This is a genomic window from Opitutus sp. ER46 (assembly GCF_003054705.1).
GTDB lineage: Bacteria > Verrucomicrobiota > Verrucomicrobiia > Opitutales > Opitutaceae > ER46.
In genome coordinates, this window is the sequence record NZ_QAYX01000024.1 from 54481 (window position 1) to 72771 (window position 18291).

An 18291-nucleotide genomic window follows, 5' to 3' on the forward strand; every position below is an offset into this window, starting at 1 on the left:
GCTGCGGGACGTGTTCTGCTGCGGCGCCATGCCCGATTTCTTCCTGGCTGACGACTTAAGCGGCGCGCTCGACGCGGGTGCCGCGTTCCTGCGCGTCGGGCGCCGGGTGCGCATCGTGCTGCGCCCTGGCGCGTGGGAGCGGCGTACGCCCGAGGAGGTCCTCGGCATCACGACCGAGACGCGCAACGCGAGCCCGACGGCCGCGGCCTCGGTGGTGCGCGCCACGCTCGGGATCGCGGCGGCACGCGGGGAGAAGCTCGTGTACAAGAAGATCGATTCGACCCTGCGCGGGCCGGTGGCGGCCGAGATCGAGGCGGTGAAGGCGATGATGCCTCTCGTGCGGGTCCTGTTCGCCCCGGCCAATCCACGCGTGGGCCGCACGGTGCAGAACGGCCGTCTGCTGGTGAAGGGCGTGCCGGTGGCGGAGACCGACTTTGGCCGTGATCCGGCGAGCCCGCTGCGCGCAAGCGCGGTGCGGGAGATTCTCGGCCGTGCCGCGGATGTCGATGTGGCGATTCCGGATACGCTGCAGGAATCCGACCTGGCCGAGGCGGTGCGCCGGATGGATGCGGACGGTGCGCCGTGGCTGCCAGTCGGATCCGGCGCGCTGGCGGTGCCCGTGGCGGCGCGACTGGCGGACCGGGGCGCGCCCACGCCGGCGCCGACCTGGCCGCCGGTGCCGGCCTCGCCGGTGCTGATGCTCGGCGGCAGCGCCCATCCCTTGAACCAGGAGCAGGCCGCCGCCCTCGAGCGAGAGTACGGCGTGGCGCGGCTCACGCTCTCGCTGGAGCAGCCCGCCCAGGCGATCCTCGGGGCCGCGGATCAACTCCGCCGCGTGGGCGGTGCGATCTTGCATGGACCCGCCGCGCGCATCAGCCCCGCCGCGGCCTTGCGCGCGGTGGTCGACGCCAGCGTGGCGCTGATCGACGGCGGCGGCGTGCGCCGGATCTTTGCGACCGGCGGCGAAACGGCCCACGCGCTGTGCGAGCGGCTCGACATTCGCTCGCTGGAGCTCTGCGAGGAAATCGAGCCCGGCCTGTGCCTCTCGGTCGGGGAATCGCCCCGCGGCGCCTACCTGTTGGCGGTCAAACCGGGCGGCTTCGGCGACACCCAGACGTGGATCCGCGCATTCGAGCGGCTGAAGGAGTGAAGAGAACGGGAACGCCTTCGGAGCGAAGGTGAGAGTGAGAGTGGGGCGATGGAGGGTCCGAGGTGTTGGGGCGCGGGACGTCTTACTCTTACTCGTACTCTTTCTCTCGATCCGAGTGCATGCACTCAATCCCTCCAAGGCAGGACACAGAGGGCACGGAGATCGGAGGAGGGGCACAGAGCGACGATTCGGTTGGGCCGGTTTTCCTCCGTGTCCTCCTCCGGCCTCCGTGCCCTCTGTGACGAGGACGAGCGGCCGGGCTGGGACAGGTAGAGACTTTCAACCTGCAACCTTCGAACCTGCGACTTCGGTCGGCGATTCGTCCGCGGGAACGAATCTGTCCTCGTGGAGCTCGGGGGGGCGGCGGCGGGTGAGGAGCTGCCACCAGAGTCGGGCGTTGGCGGTGACGACCACCGCGACGAGGATCAGGAAGGTGCCCGTCACGGCGGCATCGATCCGGTTGTTGAGCACCTGGGCGTGCCAGGTCGCCAGTTCGCGCGCGGTGCCGCCGGCGGCGATCTTGGCCTCCAATCCGCGGGCGAGATCGAGGAAGCCGATGGGCGCACGGCTGAATATCTTCATCCAGCCCGCGCTCATCGTCACCGCCAGCAGCCACGCCAGCGGCGCGAGCGTGACCCAGATGTACCGCGTGCGGTTCATCTTGATGAGGACGGTGGTGCCCAGCGCGAGAGCCACGACCGCGAGGAGCTGGTTGGCGATGCCGAAGATGGGCCAGAGCGAGTTGATGCCGCCGAGCGGGTCGACCACGCCCTGGTACAGGAAGTAGCCCCAGGCGCCGACGAACAGGAGCGTCGCGACCACGCCGCCGAGCCGCGAGTGGGTGTGGCCCAGCGGGCGCCACACGGTGCCGAGCGCGTCCTGCACGATGAAGCGGCCAATCCGCGTGCCGGCATCGATCGTCGTGAGGATGAACAGCGCCTCGAACATGATCGCGAAGTGGTACCAGAGCGCGAGGGCGGTCTTGCTGCCCAGCACCCCGGCAAACATGTGCGCCATGCCGACAGCGAACGTCGGCGCTCCGCCCGTGCGCCCGACCATGGTCTTCTCGCCCACGCTGTCCGCCAGCGCCTGCATGTCCGATACCGTCACCGGGTAGCCCAACTGCGTCACCTTCGCGGTCACGACCTCCGGCGCGCCCGCCATGTTGATGGCGAAATACTGGCCCGGCTCCATCGCGCACGCGGCGATCAGCGCCATGACGCCGACGCACATCTCCGTGACCATCGCCCCGTAGCCGACGACGCGGATGTCGCGTTCCTGTGCGAGCAGCTTGGGCGTCGTGCCCGAGGCGACGATCGAGTGGAAGCCGGACACCGCGGCGCAGGCGATGGTGATGAAGCAGAAGGGGAAGACCGGTCCGGCAAACACGGGCCCGGTGCCGTCGATGAACGTGGTCAGCGCGGGCATCTTCAGCGTCGGCGCGAGCGCGATGACGGCCAGGGCGAGCGCCGCCACCGTGCCGAGTTTCATGAACGTGCTGAGGTAATCGCGCGGCGCGAGGAGCAGCCAGACGGGCAGGATCGAGGCGAGCACGCCGTAGGCCATGATCCACCAGGCCAGCGTCGTTTGCCGCAGCGTGAGCAGGCCCTCGAGCGGCGTGCCCGGCAGGAACTTGCCCAGCCACACCGCCGCGAGCAGCGCGATCACGCCGGCGCCGCTGATCGTCATGAGCCCGCGGCTGGCGAACCGCGTGGCCTTCATGCCGAGTCCCATGGCGATCGCGATCGGGACGGTCAGCGCGATCGTGAAAAGGCCCCAGGGGCTCTCGGCGAGCGCCTTCACCACGACGAGCGCCAGCACCGCGAGCAGGATGACCATGATGGCGAGGATGCTCACGAGCGCCGCGCCGCCGGCGAACGGTCCGACCTCCTCCCGCACCATCTGGCCGAGCGAGCGGCCGCCGCGCCGGATCGAGCAGAAGAGGATCACGCTGTCGTGCACCGCCCCGCCCAGCGTTGCGCCCACCAGCATCCATAGCAGGCCCGGCAGGTAGCCGAACTGCGCCGCGAGGACGGGTCCCACGAGCGGACCGGGGCCCGCGATCGCCGCGAAATGATGGCCAAACACCACCCAGCGATTCGTGCGCACGTAGTCGTGTCCGTCGGCATGCACCTGCGCCGGCGTCGCGCGCAGCTCATCGATCGTAAGCACCTTCGCCATCAGCCACGCCGAGTGGAAGCGGTAGCTGAGCGCGAACACGCACGCCGCCGCCACGACCATCCAAAGCGCGTTCACCGGCTCGCCGCGCGACCAGGCCAGCACCGCCACCGCGGCTGCGCCCGAAAGCGCCACCACCGCCCAACCCAGGCAGCGCCAGGGCGCGCGCGAGGACGAAGATCGATCAACCGAGGACATAAGAAAGGGGTGTGCGGGCGGGCGACACCGGCTCAGCCGGGCTCACCGCGGGCCGCGGTTGTGGGGTTGGACACTCGATCACAGCTTCCGCCCGGCGCAAGGCCCCTGCGTGTCACCACGCCCCCGGAGACTCGCTCTCACTGTCACGCAATACGTGACACTTGTCCGGGCCATCGCGCGACATGTTTCTGTCGTAAGCTTTTCGCCAGTATATTTTTGCAGAGCGATCTGGTCCGCGGAGCGCCGCGGCGAGTGTCACGTATTGCGTGACACTTTTGGCGGGCGGACTCAGCGCGCCTCGATCACCAGCGGCGACACGCGGGTGCCCTCCTTGACCTTGTCGCCGGGGTAGACGATGAGCCGGTCGCCGGGGTTCAGGCCCGAGAGAATTTCGGTTTCGACGCCATTGGTGCGGCCGATCTGGACCGTGCGCTGGCGCGCCCGCCCGCCGTCGATCACGAACGTCTGCCAGGTGCCGCCGCGCTGGAACAGGGCGCCGGCGGGGGCGTGCAGCGCGTCGGGTTTCTCCCAGGTGACGATCCGGGCCTCGACGCGGTAGCTGTCGCCGAGCGTGGGGCGCTGCGCCACGGGATCAGTGAAGTCGGCGATCACGTACACGCGCTGCTCCTCGACGCCGAGGGCGGAGATCTTGGTGAACGCGGAGGGCTCAACCAGCCGCACACGGGCGTTGAGCGGGGTGTCGCCGCCCCAGCGTTCGAGCAGGACGCGCGCGCCGGGCCGGATGGCGACGCCATCGCGGGAGAGGACCTCGATCCTGACTTCGAGATCGGTCGGATCGCCGATCTCAAGGAGAGGAAAACCGGCGGGCACGACACGCGCGCTCTCCTGAAACACGCGCAGAATGCGGCCATCGACGGGGGACGTGAGCTGCAGCGGCGGCAGCGAGCCGCCGTCAGTCGGCCGGCCGCGCGTGAGCAGCGCGCGCGCCTGCTCCAACTCGTAGGCGGCGACCTTCACAGCGAACTCGCCGGCGCGCGCGTCCTGCGCCGCGGTGTCCGCGCGCATCTGCGCCAGATCAAATTCCTGGGCGGAGGCCACGCGCTGTTCGCGCAGCACCCGGGCGCGCTCAAATTCCGCGGCGGCGAGCTTCGCCGCCGCGGCGGCACGGTCGCGCTGGGCGACGGCGGCATCGCGGGCGGCCTCCGCGCCGCGAATCCGCGCCTCCGCCTGCGCGAGCAGCCGGGCATCGAGAAAATCTGCGCCGCTGGACTCGAGCACCGCGAGCAACGTTTGGCCGGCCACGACGGGCGCGCCTGCTTTCCAGTCGATGCGCTGCAACTGTCCACCCACCGGCGCGGAAACGACGTAGCGGTTGCGCACGCGGGTCATGCCTTCCTCGTCCACGGTTACGATCATGGCGCCGCGCTGGACCACGCCGGACTCGACTGGAATCGCGCGCGGCCAGAGCCCGATCACGATCAGCAGCACGAGGAGAACACCGCCGACCAGCGGCAGCCGTCGACGCCACAGGGGCGCAGATGAGGGAGGCATGGAAAAAGTGAAAGTGAGAGTGAGAGTGAGAGTGACGGCGAGAGGGAGGGTGAACGTGAGGGGCGGAGATGAGGGTGAAGCCTGCGTTAGTCGTTCATGCCTGTCTGGGCACTTTCACTTTCACTCTCACTTTTACTTTTCAATCCACCCCCTTCAAGGCGGTGGCGAGATCGATGTCGGCGAGTTTGCGGGCGGCGAAGAGGGCGGAGGCGGCGGACGCGAGGGCGACGACGAGGACGGCGAAGGCGTAGTTGGCGGCGGTGAGCACGAGCGGGAGCCGGACCGTCTCGGTGTTGACGGTGGCGATGATGACGCGCGCCATGCCGGAGCCAAGGACCAGCCCGAGGGGCAACGCGATGAGGGTGAGAATCACCAGCTCGCCGACGAGCACCGCGCCGACTTCGGCCCGGGTGAAGCCGAGCACGCGCAACGTGGCGAGCTCCCGCGCCCGCTCGGAGAGCGAGATGCGCGCGCTGTTGTAGATGATCCCGAACGCCACGATTGTTGCGAAAACCAGGTAGAGCTTTTGCAGCAAGCCGATGCTTTGCGCGGTGGTCTGGCGGAAGCCCTCGCGTAATGAGTCTTTGATGACGCAGCCGCCGATCCGGGGCGTCTCCTTGACGGCGGCGGTGAAGTCGCGCCAGCGGCCGGCGGCGATGATGAGATGCGCGCCGGTGATCTGGTCGCCCTCGAGCAGGAGCCGGTTGAGCGCGTGGATCTCCATGTAAGCGGCGGTGCCCGCAAAGTCGTCGGCGAGGCCGACCACCGGCACCACGATCTCGCGTTCGCGGCCCTCGAGCACATGGGCCACGACCTCGTCGCCGGGCTTCACGCCGAGGACGTCGGCGAGCTTGGCCGACATCACGATTCCACGCGGCGGCAGCGTGAGCTGTTCCGGCGTGGCGTTGATCACGCGGCTGAGGGTGCCGCGTTCCGGCAGGCCCTGGATGAGGATGCGGCGCTTGATCGGACCGGCGCGGAGCTCGACGGGCACGTAGCGAAACGGTTCGGCGAGCACGACGCCCGGCAGGTGGGCAAAGTCGGCGAGGGCGCGTGCGGGGCCCGGCTCCACCAGCGACAACGTGACGGTCTGCCGCTGGATGACGTCCCACTGGAAATCGATCACGTAGGAGATCCCGTCCCGAAAGGCGTTCGGCACGATCAGAATCCCGGTGGCGAGCGCGAGGGCCACGCAGGTCAATGCGCTCCGGAACGGCCGGCGCTCGATGTTGCGCAGCGCCATGCGGAAGGAGGCGCTGAACCAGCGTGCGGCGCCCAGGCGCTCGAGCAACGCGGGGCGAAAGTGCGCCGGCGCCTCGGGCCGCATCGCTTCCGCCGGCGGCAGCCGGACCGCGCGCCGGACCGCCCCGGCGACGCCGACAAAGGCCGCGAGCGAGCTCACGCCCGCCGCCGCCACGAGCACGCGTGAATCCAGGAGGAACTCGAGCTGTGGAAACCGAAAGAACAGATGGTACATCTCGACGAGCCGGTGCCCCATGAGAATGCCCGTGATCGTCCCGAGGGCGACGCCGACCACGACGATCGCGAGGGAGAACTTGAAGTAGTGCAGGCCGACCTGCGCGTTGCTGAAGCCGCACGCCTTGAGCATGGCGATCTGCTCGCGCTGCAGCGCGATCTGCCGGCTCATGACGGAATTCGTCATGAACGCGGCAACGCTGAGAAACACGACCGGGAAGGCGATCGAGAGCCCCTGCAGAACGCGCAGTTCGTCGTTCACGCGCCGGTTCGACGGATGGTCGCCCCGGCCGTAGGCGCCGCGTGCGCCGTAGGGCATGAGCACGCGGTCCACCGCGGCGATGACCCGGGGTTCCGAGGCGCCGGGCGCGAGCGTGAGCGCCACCGAATCGAACGCGCCGTAGAGTTGAAAGGCCGTGGCGAGCTCCTTGTACGGCATCCAGAACACGCCGTACGTCTTGTTGTCGGGCAACGCCGCGCCGGGCGGCGCCTCGAAGACAAACTCCGGCGACAACACCACGCCCGAGACCGTGAACGTCTGCTTGGCGCCGTTGAGGACCGCCGAAATCTTGTCGCCCGGCCGCAGGCCATGCGCGTCTGCGAACGCCTCGCTCACCGCGATCTCGCGGCGCGTCTCGCCGCCGAGCGGCAGTCGTCCCGTGCGCAGGTACGGCCGGTTCAGCGTGCGCTCGCCGTACTCGGGCAGCGAGTTGATGAGCCCGACCGCGGGTTCGACCAACCCCGGCACGTCCAGCGTGACCTGCCGCGCGATTCCGGTCTCCACGGCGGCGACGCCGGGGATGGCGGCGAGTTCGTCGCGCACGGCGTTCGGGGCGCGCTTCAACTGGGCAAAGACCTGCGCGAAGCGGTGCTCCTCGTAGTAGGCATGGCGCGTCGTCTCCAGCGACAGCATGAGCGACCGCGTCATGATCATCATCGCGAGGCCGCTCGCCATCACGAGCGCCACGGCGAGTGCCTGGGACTTGAGGGCCCGCAGATCGCGCAGGAGTTTGCGGTCGAGCAGGCTCATCGCGCCATCCGTGGCCCCGGCGGGAGGTCAACAGCCCGCCCAACGCCCGGCTTTGACGCGGGCAAGAATGCGGGTTGGGCCGAGCTGGTCACGGGCGGCAAAAGCTGGCCCGGCCCGGGCAAATCGCAAGGTCGCGGCCGTCCGCGCCGCCCGCCCCCGGTCATCGCCGCTGACCGCCAAACCGAGATAACACGCCAAATCTGGCGTGTTATCTCGGACGGCAAACCGCTCACCGGCCGAGGGCGGCAGGCTGAGGGCGGACCCGTGGCGCCCGCCGCGGACGGCGGGCGGTGGTGCTACTCGCCGACGACGAATTTCCGCAGCGTCAGGAGCATCCGGGCGCTGACGGGTTTTCCGTCTTTCAAGGCGGGGCGGAATTTCCAGCCGGTCACCGTCGGGATGCTGTAGCGGGCGAGGTCCTTTTCGGTGGCAGAACGCACCGAGAAGCTGCGCGCCACGCCGTCGCGGCCGACCACGAACTCGAGCTCAATCTGCGGCTTGTTGAGCGTGAGATAGTACGGGACCTTGATCGGCTTGTCGTTGAGCGCCTCGGGCTGGCGGTCGACTTCGCCGGCGGCAAACACCCGGCTGCTGGCGGCGAACTGCGCCTGGAGAGCCAAGGTCCTGCCGGCTTCCACGACGCCGCTCACGGCTGCGGGTTGGTCGAAGTTCGCGTGAGCGATTTCGAACTCGGCGGCACCCGGCGCGACATCGGTCAGCGTCAGCGGAGTGGTGCCGACGGGGACGCCCTTGCGTTTCACGGTCGCGCCCTGCGGCTGGCTGTTGATCGTGACCCGACCGGTCGAGACGACCCAGCTCGTGCGGGAGTTTTCGTTGCGCGTGACCGAGACGCGCTCGGTGTGGGCACTCCAGCCCGGAGACGAGAAGGTGACGGTGTAGTCCCCGGGAGCGACGTCCGGCAGCGCCGCCGGCGTCGTGCCGGTGCGCACCTGCTTCGGGTCGACCATGAGCATCGCGGCCGGCCGCAGCTCGTAGTTCATGCCGGCGGGGGTGGAGGCGATCTCGAGCGTGCCGGTGGAGCGCTGGAGCGGCACGTTCACCGAGGTGGTCTCGTTTTCCTTCACCGCGCCTTCGGTCGTGGCGGTCTCGTGCGTGGGCGACGTCACGACGATCCGGTGGCTGCCGGTCTTGAGGTCGGCGAATGTCGCAGGTGAAGGCCGGGGCGGCAGGTCGCCGACCGCCACCATGGCGCCGGCGGGCTCCGTGGTGACCACGAGGGCGCCCCGGGCGTTGGCGCGGCGGGCTGCAGCCTGGACCTGGGCCTCCTTCTCCGCGGCGGCGCGCGCGGATTCTGCCTGGGCGAGCTTTTGGGCGGCGTCCAACTCGATCTTCTGCCGGGCAAGGGCCTCGCGCTTGGCCCGCTCTTCGGCTTCGCGGGCCCGGGCCTGTTCGGCCTTGAGCTGCGCTTCGGCCTGTTGCTTGGCGGTGGCGGCACGGGTGGCCTGGGCTTGCTGGGAATAGAGGATGAAGCCGCCGGCCACGACGATCACCGCGGCGGCGATGCCGATGAGCAGGGCTTTCGATTGGGATTTGCCCGCGCGGGCGGGGGGGCGCGGTTCGCTGCCGTAGGCGACCGACGTCGCGGCGCGCGCGGGTTCGGCGGGCGCCGGAGCCGGCTTCTTCTCGGCCGGGCGCGGAGCAGGCGTGGGCGCGGGTGTCGGCGGTGGCGTGGCTTTGCGGGAGGGCGCGGCGGCGACGCTGGGAGTGGCTGGAGCTGCGGGAGCCGGCGGAGTGGGAGCCGGCGCTGCGGTGGGGGTGCGGCCGATCGGGTCGACGATCGCGTTGCCCAGCGCAAGGGTGCGCCACGAAGGCAGCCACATGACGGGCGCTGAGGTGGCGGTCGCCTGGGCGTGAATCGCGTGGAGCAACCCAAACCAGGCGGGAGAGATCTTCGATTCAACCACCGAGCTGCCGAACGTGACGTTGGCCTTGGCGCGCCACGCGGGCAGGTCGGGCACGTGTACCTCGAGGCCGAAAATCCTGGCAATCGCGGCGATGAGCCACTGCTGCGGCACGGGCAGGGTGCCGCAGTACAGCGAGAAGGGCTTGGGCTGGTCGCTGACGAGGCGCGCCAAGTCGGCATCGACCGTGTCCGCGAGCCGGTCGGCGATCCTGGCGCCGACGTCGGCGAGGTTGAGATCGGTGTTGAAGAATGTCTGGGCGGCAGCCTCCGTGGATTTGAGCCCGAGTTCCGCCTGGACCGAGGAGAGAATCGTGTCTCGGGTCAGGCCGATGGGGCAGGTGCGCAGGATTCCGGCGGGGGTCACGAGGATGGCGTGCGAGGCGCGGGCGCCGATCTCGAGCATGACGGTGGGACCGGAGACCGAGGCCACGAGGGCGCCGGCGGTCGCGGTGGTGGCGGAGGTGCACCGGGTCGGCTTGCAGTCGAAACCGCTGACGGCTTCGCGCGCGGCCTCAAACGCGGTGGTGGGCGCGCTCACGGTGAGCCACCGGGCGGTTTTGTTCGGGCCGCCGTTGACCGTGTCAACCGCCATGGCGGCGACCGCCGGAGGAAGTTCTCCGCCGGCAACGCGGTAGGCGGCCTCGAGCGACGGTGCGGTGGCGTTGGCGTCCCCGACTTCGATCCGGAGGCCGGCTGGCCGCAGGGCGCAAATCAGCGGGGTGGTGGTGACCGGAAAGACCCGTCGGGCGGCCTCGACGACTGCGGCCGGATTGATGGTGGAAACCTCTTCCACCCGATTGATGCGGAGCGGCAGGTCTCTCGGGTCGCAGCGCGCAAAACGAAGGGCGAAATCGGTCTGTTCGAGGAAGTACAGGGATTCGGAGTTCATTGGGGAGGGGGCCCGATTGCAGGGCGTGCTCCTCACCAACGACCGGGCGCGGCGGTAATGAAAGGCTAAGCGTTACCACTCATGGTTTTGACTATGAGTTAGTTAACACATTGTTAAAACCGGCCCTGCCGCGGCATGCGGACGGCTCCGGAAACCGCCCGGGACTGGTTACCAGGCGAGATCGCTGACGCGCCCGCGTTGCGGGTTCTCGTGGACGCTGACCAGCCGTCCGTCCTGGAGGGTGAACACGCGGTCGGCCATGCCGGCGATGATGGCGTTGTGTGTGATGATCACGACGAGCGTGCCCAGCTCCCGGTTGATGTGCTCGATGGCCTCGAGCACGGTGATGCCGGTGTGGACGTCGAGAGCGCCGGTGGGCTCGTCGCAGAGCAGCACTTCGGGGCGCTTGGCGATGGCGCGGGCGATGGCGACGCGCTGCTGCTCGCCGCCGGAAAGCTGTGCCGGAAAATGATCCATGCGGTCGGAGAGGCCCACCAACGCGAGCGCCTCTTCGGGCGCCATCGGGTCGCGCGCGATCTCGGCGATCAGGGCGACGTTTTCGCGCGCCGTCAGGCTGGGGATGAGGTTGTAGGCCTGGAAGACGAAGCCAACCGCGTGCCGTCGGAAGTCGGTGAGGCCAGCTTCGTCGGCCGCGCCGAGGTTCCAGTCGCGGTACTGCAGTGTGCCGCGGGTGGGGGAGTCGAGTCCGCCGAGTTGGTTGAGCAGGGTGGATTTCCCGCTGCCGGAGGGGCCGAGCAGGACGACGAGTTCGCCGCGGTAGAGATCGAAATCCACGCCGGCGAGCGCGGTCACGGTCGCGGCGTCCTCACCGTAGATGCGCGCCAAGTCCCGCACGTGAAACATGCGCGGACGGGCGGAGCCGGGCGGGGCGGGCGGGACGGTGGACGACACGGGTCGGCATAGAAACGCCGGGAAGGGGGATTCGCAACCCGCCGGTCCTTCGGAGTGAGGGTGAAAGTGGGAGTGGGGGGGGCCGACTGATCGCGGCGTGGGGGAGCCGCGGGCCATCCTACACTTTCTCGTACTCTTTCTCTCGATCCGGGGGCGTGAGATGGCAGCTGCAGCAGTCCTTACTTCAGTTTTCGCGCAGCGAAAACTGCTCAATCCCTCGAGAGAACGAGTAAGAGGAAGAGTAAGAGAAAGAGAGGGGGCCCCCACACCCCTTCTCGGGCCGCCGGCAGGCGGCACGAGGGGTATCGAGTTTATCGATTCACGCTCAGGGTGGGACTCGGGTAGCATGCCGGGCGTGAAATCAAACCTGCCCCGGCGGAATTACCCGCTGCTTCTCGTTGGCCAGTTTCTCGGAGCGTTCGGCGACAACTTCGTGCTCGCGGCCATCCTCGGTCCGCTGACGTTCCAGCTGCTCGCGGGGAAGATCACGGAGCAGCAGGTCAACGCGCAGAACACGCTCTTCAGCGCGGTGTTCTTCGTTCCCTTCATCCTGCTGGCGCCCCTCGCCGGCTTCCTCAACGACCGGCTGCCGAAGACGACCTGGCTGCTCGGTGGCAATGCGCTGAAGCTCGCGGGCACACTGGTTGGCCTCACGGGCGTATGGCTGCACCAGGGCGACTTCCACGCGAGCCGCGTCTGGCAGGTCATCGGGTACACGATCATCGGGCTCGGCGCCTGCGTTTACTCACCGGCCAAGTACGGCGTCCTGCCGGAAATCCTGCCGGCGGACCGGCTGGTGAAGGCGAACGGCACGGTCGAGATGCTCACGTTGATCGCGATTCTTGGCGGACTCTGGGGCGGCGCGTCACTTTACGACCACGGTCGTTCGTTGCCGCTCTGCTACGGCGTGACCGCGGCGCTCTACGCGGTGGCGCTCATCGTCAACGGGCTCATGTCCGCGACGCCCTGCGATCGCGCGACGCAGCTTGGTCACAGCGTCGGCGAGTTTGGACGGCACCTGGCGTCGCTCGCACGGCATCCGCGGCTTGGCCGCGTGCTGCTCGGCTGCGGCCTGTTCTGGTTCACGGGTGCGGTGCTGCGGACGAACCTCCAGGGCTGGGGGCTCGACGCGTTGCGCGCCGCCGGCGTGGCGGAGATCACGAACCAGCGCCTGGCGCTGCTGAAGATCGGCCTGATCATCGGGGTGGTCGCGGGTAGTCTCCTCGCCGGCCAATGGCACCGCACGGGAGACCTGAGCTGGGCGCGACGCTATGGCCTCCTGCTGGCGGGCGCGGTGGCGCTGCTCGGCTGGCTCGGCGGCCACGCCGGTCTCGCGATTGCCGTCGCGGGCCTCGTGGCCGCGGGCCTGGCGGCGGGGCTCCTGCTGATCCCGCTCAACGCCGCGCTCCAGCACGAGTCGGACCCGACGCGTCTCGGCAAGACCATCGCGGTGCAGAACTTCACCGACTACTGGTCGATGCTGCTGGGCGCGGGCTTCATGCAGCTGCTGACGCACTTCGGGCTGCTCGCGAATCCGATCTTCCTCGGCCTGGCGGCCACGGTTGCGGTGCTCGCGTTCTTTCTGCGGATTCCCGCTGCCCCGGCGCCCGGACAGGAGGCCGCCTCCACCTCAAGCGGGCGTTCGTGAAACGCCGCCCCTGAGTCCATCTTTTCCTTCGGTCCCTTCGATCCCATGAAAACGGTTCTCCGTTGGCTGGTGCGGCTTTGGTTTCGGTTCCGGGTGCACGGAGCCGACGTGCTGGGCACGCCGGGCCCGGTGCTGCTGGTCCCGAACCACGTGTCGTGGCTCGACTGGCTCTTCCTGTACGTGGTGCTCGACGACGACTGGAAGTTCGTGGCGGCGACCGTGACGGCGAAGCACAGCTGGGTGCACCGGAAGCTGGTGTTGGGTCGCCGGACCTTTCCGATCGATCCGAGCTCGCCGTACGCGGTGAAGGCGATGGCGGAGTTTCTCGAGCAGGGTGGCCGGCTGGTGCTGTTCGCCGAAGGGCGGATCTCGGCGACGGGCGGGCTGATGAAGCTGTTCGAAGGCACCGGCTTTCTGATCCGGCGTACGCATGCGAAAGTGATTACGTGCTACCTGCGCGGCGCGAACCGCGTGCGGTGGGTCCGGCACGGCGGCTGGCGACGCTGGTTCCCGCGCGTGAGCATGCACTTCAGCCCGGTGCTCACGCCACCGGTCGAGGAGGGCGTGAGCGCGAGCGTGGCGCGGCAGCGGCTCACGCGCTGGCTGCGGGATCGGATGGTGGCGCAGCAGTTCGAGGTCGAGCAGGCGTTTGGGCCGCGGAACGTCCTCGCGGCCATCGCCGAGACGGCCGGCAACTTGCCGGGGCGGGTGGCGCTCGAAGATGCTACGTTTACCACGCTCACGTACCGTCGACTGATGGTCGGGGTGCGGGTGCTGGCGGCCGCGTGGCGGAGGCAACTCCGGCCGGAGTCGGAATCGCCGTGCGTGGGCGTGCTGCTGCCGAATGTGAACGCGACGCCGGTGACCGTGCTGAGCCTGTGGGCGGCCGGGCGCGTGCCGACGATCCTCAACTTCTCGAGCGGCGTCGCGACGATGCTCGGGTGTGCGCGGCTGGCGGGCTTGCGCGAGATCATCACGTCGCGCGCGTTCGTGGAGCGGGCGCGGCTCGACCTGCCGCCCTTCACGCAGGCCGGGCTGAAGGTGATCTATCTTGAGGACGTGCGCGCGACGCTGTCCCGCGGCCGGCAGTTGCTGACGCTGGCGCACGAGTGGCTCGCGCCGGGGGCGAAGCTGCGGCGCGGCAGCCTGGCGGCGGACGCGACGGCGGTGGTGCTGTTCACGAGCGGCTCGGAGAACGTGCCGAAGGGCGTGGAGCTGACGCATGGCAACCTGCTCGCGAACATGCGGCAGGGGCTCGCGGTGATGGACCTCACCGACCAGGACCGCTTCTTCAACGCGCTGCCGCTCTTCCACAGCTTCGGGCTGACGGCCGGCACGCTGCTGCCGCTGGTGCGCGGGTGCTACACGTTCCTGTATCCGACGCCGCTGCACTACCGCATCGTGCCGGCGATGGTGTACGAGCGGAACTGCACCGTGCTGCTCGCGACGAACACCTTCCTCAACGGGTATGCGCGCAAGGCGAATCCCTACGACTTCCGCACGGTGCGGTACCTCATGGCCGGCGCGGAGAAGGTGCAGGCTACGACGCTGGAAACGTGGTCGCGCGTGTTTGGGTTGCGTGTGCTCGAGGGCTATGGCGCCACCGAGTGCAGCCCGATCCTGAGCGTGAACACCTGGCTGGAGCCGCGGGTCGGCTCGGCCGGGCGCCTGCTCCCTGGCATCGAGTACAAGCTGCAGCCCGTCGAGGGCGTGGCGCGCGGCGGCCGGCTCTTCGTCCGCGGGCCGAACGTGATGAAGCGTTATCTCAACCCCGAGGCCGACGCGGCGTTCCAGGCGCTCGGCGGGTGGTACGACACCGGCGACATCGCGGAGGTCGATGCCGAGGGTTACGTGCACCTGCTCGGGCGGCTGAAGCGCTTCGCGAAGGTCAGCGGCGAGATGGTGAGCCTGACCGCGCTGGAGGACGCGCTGGCGGGGGCGTTCCCGCAGTTTGGCGCGCGGTGCGAAGTGGCGATCCTGGCGCGGCCCGATGCGAACAAAGGCGAGCTGCTGATCGCCGTGACGAACGACTCACGGCTCACGCTGGCGGAGGTGCGGGCGACGCTGAGGGCGAAGGGATTTTCAAACCTCGCTGCGCCGAAAGAGCTGCAGGTGGTGCACGCGATCCCAAAGCTCGGCACCGGCAAGGTGAATCACCGCCAGCTGGCGGAGGCGATAGGCGGTAAGCCATGAGCGATAGGCGATAGGCGAGCGGCTCGAGACGGAGGAACGTGGCCGCAAAGATGCGCAAAATGCAGAACCGTATATAACCACGAATGGACCTTAATGGACACGAATGGAATGGGTTTGATATTCGTTCAAATTCGGTGGTTAACCCATATCCGGCTTGGATCAGCGCAATCTGTGGTTAAAAACAAAGTCTGTTGTTTGACCTCAGAATATTCGGATAAATGCAGGGTATTACAAAGATCCGGAGTGCAGTCGTCTTCTCCGGTTCGATCTCGGCGCACTCTGCTACCTCCCGTTCACCCTGCCTTGGTCAGACTCCGTCCTATCCTGCCTTCATTCGAGTCATCTGTGGTTAAATACAGAGTTTGTTGTTTTGACCTCGGATTGCTCATATTCAATGAGTATAGCAGATTGACAGCGGGCCTTTGTGAATTAATTATTATATAATAATCATTTTATGTAATTGTTTTATACGTGACCTGAGTTACCGCGCTTCGCGGCGGCGGGACTCGATCTCCTGCGTGAGCTCGGCGGCGCGGTGCTCGGCGATGGGAATCTGGTCGGGGGTGTTGCGCTGGAGGTAGCTGCGGATCTTGGTGGTGGCGCCGAAATCGGAGCCGTAGTTCTCGGCCACGATGAGCCAGGCCAGCGCCTCGGTGTAATTCTGTGGGGTGCCGCGTCCGTTGGCGTAGAGCGCGCCGACATTGCGGATGGCCGAGCGGGCGCCACCCCGGGCGGCCATCAGCATGTAGGAGAAGGCGCGTTGGTCATCGAGCGCGACGACGCGGCCATGCGTGTAGAGACCGGCGAGCCGAAACGCGGCGTCCACGCTGCCGGCGGCCGCTCCGCGTTCGAGGACGGCGAGGGCGCGATCCGGGTCGGCGGGCACGAGGTCGCCGTTGAGCAAGACCTGGCCCCAGGCGTAGAGCGCGGAGGCGTTCCCGCGGTCGGCCGCACGGCGCAGCGTGTCCACGTCGGGCCATTCGAGATGTTCGCCGTTGATGGTGGCGACGGAGACCGGGGGGCCGACCGGGTTGAGCCGGGAGGAAACCGGCGGAGCCGGCAGGTCGAGGTTCGCCTTGGGCGCGTGCACTGGCGGCAGGTTGGGGCGCCGAGGCAAGCGTTGGGCGGCTCCGCCCATCGGGCGCAGCGGTTGCGCGGGCAGGATCTGGGCGGCGGATTGCGTGGCCAGCTCGGCGGCGAGGCCCTTGGCGCGGGCTTCGCCCCGGGCGATCCAGAGCGGTTGCCGCATGGCGTTGATCTGCTGGCGCACAAGGGCGTCGCCGTCCACGGGCGCATGATTTTCGCGGGCGAGGATCATCCACGCGAGGGCTTCGACGACGTCCCCCTTCACGCCGCGGCCGCTAGCGTAGGCGGCGCCGAGGTTGTAGAACGCCTCGGGCGCGCCGCCGGCGGCGGCCGCGCGGTAGTAGGTGAGCGCCAGGGTCGGGTTGGCCGGCACGCCCTGGCCGGTTTCGAGGAGCTTGCCGAGACGGAAGGCGGCGGAGGATTCACCGGCCCGGGCGGCGCGCTCCAGATAGTCGATGCCGCGATCGATGTTCGTCGGCATGCCCTCACCGGCCACGAGCATCTCGCCGAACGCGGCGCACGCGAGGGCGTCGCCCAGGTTGGCCGCCTTCTCCAGCTCCGCGACGCTGGACCACATCCCCGGGTTGCCGCCGCGGCCGCCGGTGCGGGAGAGCAACTGGGCGGCAGAGTCCTGCGCCGGCAGCGGAGCGGTCATGGCCAGGGCAACGAGAGCGGCGAGGAGGGGAACGGGACCGGACATCGCGGGTGGAAAGCGCTGGCAACCAAGGGCGAGTCGGCGGCGAAGGCAACCGCGGCGGGGAGCGATGGGGCGCGAGCGAGCGGGGGGGCGGGGGCACTCGAACATTCCGGGCGGGACACGGAGGCCACGGAGGTCGGAGGAGGGCACGGAGCGAAGATCTGCCGGTTTTCCTCGGTGTCCTCCTCCGTCCTCTGTGCGCTCTGTGACGAGAACGAGAACGCCTTCGGAGTGAGAGTGAGAGTGAATCCCGTGGGAGCCCGGAGGGCGCGACAACTCGCACCTTGAGCAGGGAGGCGGGGGGACCTAATGCTCGCTGGCTCCGCGCTGCTTCTCCCCACGCATGATCAACATTCATCATCTCGAGCTCTTCTATTACGTCGCCCGCCATGGTGGGATCAGCGCGGCGGCGCGGCACATGCCCTATGGGATTCAGCAGCCGGCGGTGAGCGGCCAGATCCTGCAGTTGGAGGAAAATCTCGGCGTGGCGCTGTTCAAGCGACAGCCGTTCCAGCTCACGCGCGAGGGCGAGGAGCTGCTGGCCTTCATCAAGCCGTTCTTCGACAACGTGGAGAGCGTGGGCGAGCGGCTGCGGCAGAATTTCGCCCCGCAACTGCGCATCGGCGCGGCCGAGGCCGTGCTGCGACACCACCTCCCCAAGGTGGTGCAGCGCGTGAAGGAGACGCACCCGGGATTCCGTCTGGTCCTGCGTTCCGGTTTTCAGAACGAGCTCGAAGGATGGCTGCAGCAGCACGAGCTCGACCTCGCCGTCATCCCGCTGCACCGGAAGCCGCCGCCGCATGCGCGCGTGCTGCCGCTGGTCCGGTTGCCGCTGGTCCTGCTTGCGCCGCGCAAAGCCAAACTGAAGTCCGCCGAGGAACTGCTCACGCGCGGCAAGCTGACGGAGCCGCTGATCGGGCTGCCACCGGCGGAGGCGATCAGCGAGGTGTTCCAGGCTGAGCTTGGCCGCCGGAAGATCACCTGGCCGATATCCATCGAGGCGAGCTCACTCGAACTCATCACGCAGTACGTGGCCGACGGCGCGGGCTACGGGGTCAGCATTTCGATCCCGCAGACGATCACGCACCGCGACGTGCGCGTGCTGCCGCTGGACGGCTTCAAACCCGTGGAGCTCGGCGTGCTGTGGCTCGGTGAGCCAGCGCCGCTGATGCGGCTCACGCTGCAGCACATGCAGGCTTACGCGCAGGAAACCTGGCCGGAGTCCGCGGTCGCGGCGGACGCCGCGACCGGCAAGGCTGAAGGAACGAAGGCGGAAGGCTGAGTTCGGAAGCCAGAAGCCAGAGGCCAGAAGACGGAAGCCAGAGGCCGGAGGACGGAAGACGGATCCGACCGATCCGACCGATCCGTCCGATCCGACTGATCCGACTGATCAGGCCT

At 68.6% G+C, this 18291-nt stretch carries 10 protein-coding genes; 4 read left to right on the top strand and 6 right to left on the bottom strand.

What is annotated here, in order from left to right; translation table 11 throughout:
- Positions 1 to 28: 28 nt before the first annotated feature.
- Positions 29 to 1150, top strand: a complete 1122-nt coding sequence (locus tag DB354_RS15840; protein WP_107836626.1) for a four-carbon acid sugar kinase family protein — start codon at positions 29 to 31, stop codon at positions 1148 to 1150.
- A gap of 279 nt (positions 1151 to 1429) precedes the next feature.
- Here DB354_RS15840 and DB354_RS15845 read toward each other — a convergent pair whose 3' ends face one another.
- The 5 genes from DB354_RS15845 to DB354_RS15865 form a co-directional block, all read right to left on the bottom strand.
- A complete protein-coding gene (locus DB354_RS15845) occupies positions 1430 to 3526 on the bottom strand; it encodes a carbon starvation CstA family protein (protein WP_107836627.1) in 2097 nt (698 codons plus the stop codon).
- Between the two features lie 288 nt (positions 3527 to 3814).
- The gene (locus DB354_RS15850) at positions 3815 to 5038 is read right to left on the bottom strand and encodes an HlyD family efflux transporter periplasmic adaptor subunit (protein WP_107836628.1); all 1224 of its coding nucleotides are present in this window, start codon (positions 5036 to 5038) and stop codon (positions 3815 to 3817) included.
- Positions 5039 to 5177: 139 nt separating this feature from the next.
- A complete protein-coding gene (locus DB354_RS15855; RefSeq protein WP_107836629.1) occupies positions 5178 to 7544 on the bottom strand; it encodes an FtsX family ABC transporter permease in 2367 nt (788 codons plus the stop codon).
- Between the two features lie 296 nt (positions 7545 to 7840).
- Entirely contained in the window at positions 7841 to 10357 is a 2517-nt protein-coding gene (locus DB354_RS15860) for a PEGA domain-containing protein (RefSeq protein WP_107836630.1), read from the bottom strand.
- A 168-nt stretch (positions 10358 to 10525) separates the two neighbouring features.
- Complete coding sequence (locus DB354_RS15865; protein WP_107837069.1) at positions 10526 to 11221, bottom strand: ABC transporter ATP-binding protein; 696 nt, start codon at positions 11219 to 11221, stop codon at positions 10526 to 10528.
- A 403-nt stretch (positions 11222 to 11624) separates the two neighbouring features.
- On the opposite strand from DB354_RS15865, the gene DB354_RS15870 reads away from it, so the two are divergent.
- Together DB354_RS15870 and DB354_RS15875 are read left to right on the top strand one after the other, a co-directional pair.
- The gene (locus tag DB354_RS15870; protein ID WP_233256663.1) at positions 11625 to 12917 is read left to right on the top strand and encodes an MFS transporter; all 1293 of its coding nucleotides are present in this window, start codon (positions 11625 to 11627) and stop codon (positions 12915 to 12917) included.
- A 45-nt stretch (positions 12918 to 12962) separates the two neighbouring features.
- Positions 12963 to 15110, top strand: a complete 2148-nt coding sequence (locus DB354_RS15875; protein ID WP_107836632.1) for an AMP-binding protein — start codon at positions 12963 to 12965, stop codon at positions 15108 to 15110.
- 481 nt (positions 15111 to 15591) lie between these two features.
- Here DB354_RS15875 and DB354_RS15880 read toward each other — a convergent pair whose 3' ends face one another.
- Positions 15592 to 16896: a tetratricopeptide repeat protein gene (locus DB354_RS15880; protein ID WP_158277565.1), complete on the bottom strand. Its 1305-nt coding sequence runs from the start codon at positions 16894 to 16896 to the stop codon at positions 15592 to 15594.
- A 340-nt stretch (positions 16897 to 17236) separates the two neighbouring features.
- On the opposite strand from DB354_RS15880, the gene DB354_RS15885 reads away from it, so the two are divergent.
- A complete protein-coding gene (locus DB354_RS15885) occupies positions 17237 to 18175 on the top strand; it encodes a LysR family transcriptional regulator (protein WP_199226866.1) in 939 nt (312 codons plus the stop codon).
- Positions 18176 to 18291: the final 116 nt, after the last annotated feature.

Excerpts from the sequence above, each read along its gene's own strand:
- DB354_RS15840 (WP_107836626.1), top strand. The coding sequence starts at position 29 with ATGCCCGATTTCTTCCTGGCTGACGACTTAAGCGGCGCGCTCGACGCG.
- DB354_RS15845 (WP_107836627.1), bottom strand. The coding sequence starts at position 3,526 with ATGTCCTCGGTTGATCGATCTTCGTCCTCGCGCGCGCCCTGGCGCTGC.
- DB354_RS15850 (WP_107836628.1), bottom strand. The coding sequence starts at position 5,038 with ATGCCTCCCTCATCTGCGCCCCTGTGGCGTCGACGGCTGCCGCTGGTC.
- DB354_RS15855 (WP_107836629.1), bottom strand. The coding sequence starts at position 7,544 with ATGAGCCTGCTCGACCGCAAACTCCTGCGCGATCTGCGGGCCCTCAAG.
- DB354_RS15860 (WP_107836630.1), bottom strand. The coding sequence starts at position 10,357 with ATGAACTCCGAATCCCTGTACTTCCTCGAACAGACCGATTTCGCCCTT.
- DB354_RS15865 (WP_107837069.1), bottom strand. The coding sequence starts at position 11,221 with ATGTTTCACGTGCGGGACTTGGCGCGCATCTACGGTGAGGACGCCGCG.
- DB354_RS15875 (WP_107836632.1), top strand. The coding sequence starts at position 12,963 with ATGAAAACGGTTCTCCGTTGGCTGGTGCGGCTTTGGTTTCGGTTCCGG.
- DB354_RS15880 (WP_158277565.1), bottom strand. The coding sequence starts at position 16,896 with ATGTCCGGTCCCGTTCCCCTCCTCGCCGCTCTCGTTGCCCTGGCCATG.
- DB354_RS15885 (WP_199226866.1), top strand. The coding sequence starts at position 17,237 with ATGATCAACATTCATCATCTCGAGCTCTTCTATTACGTCGCCCGCCAT.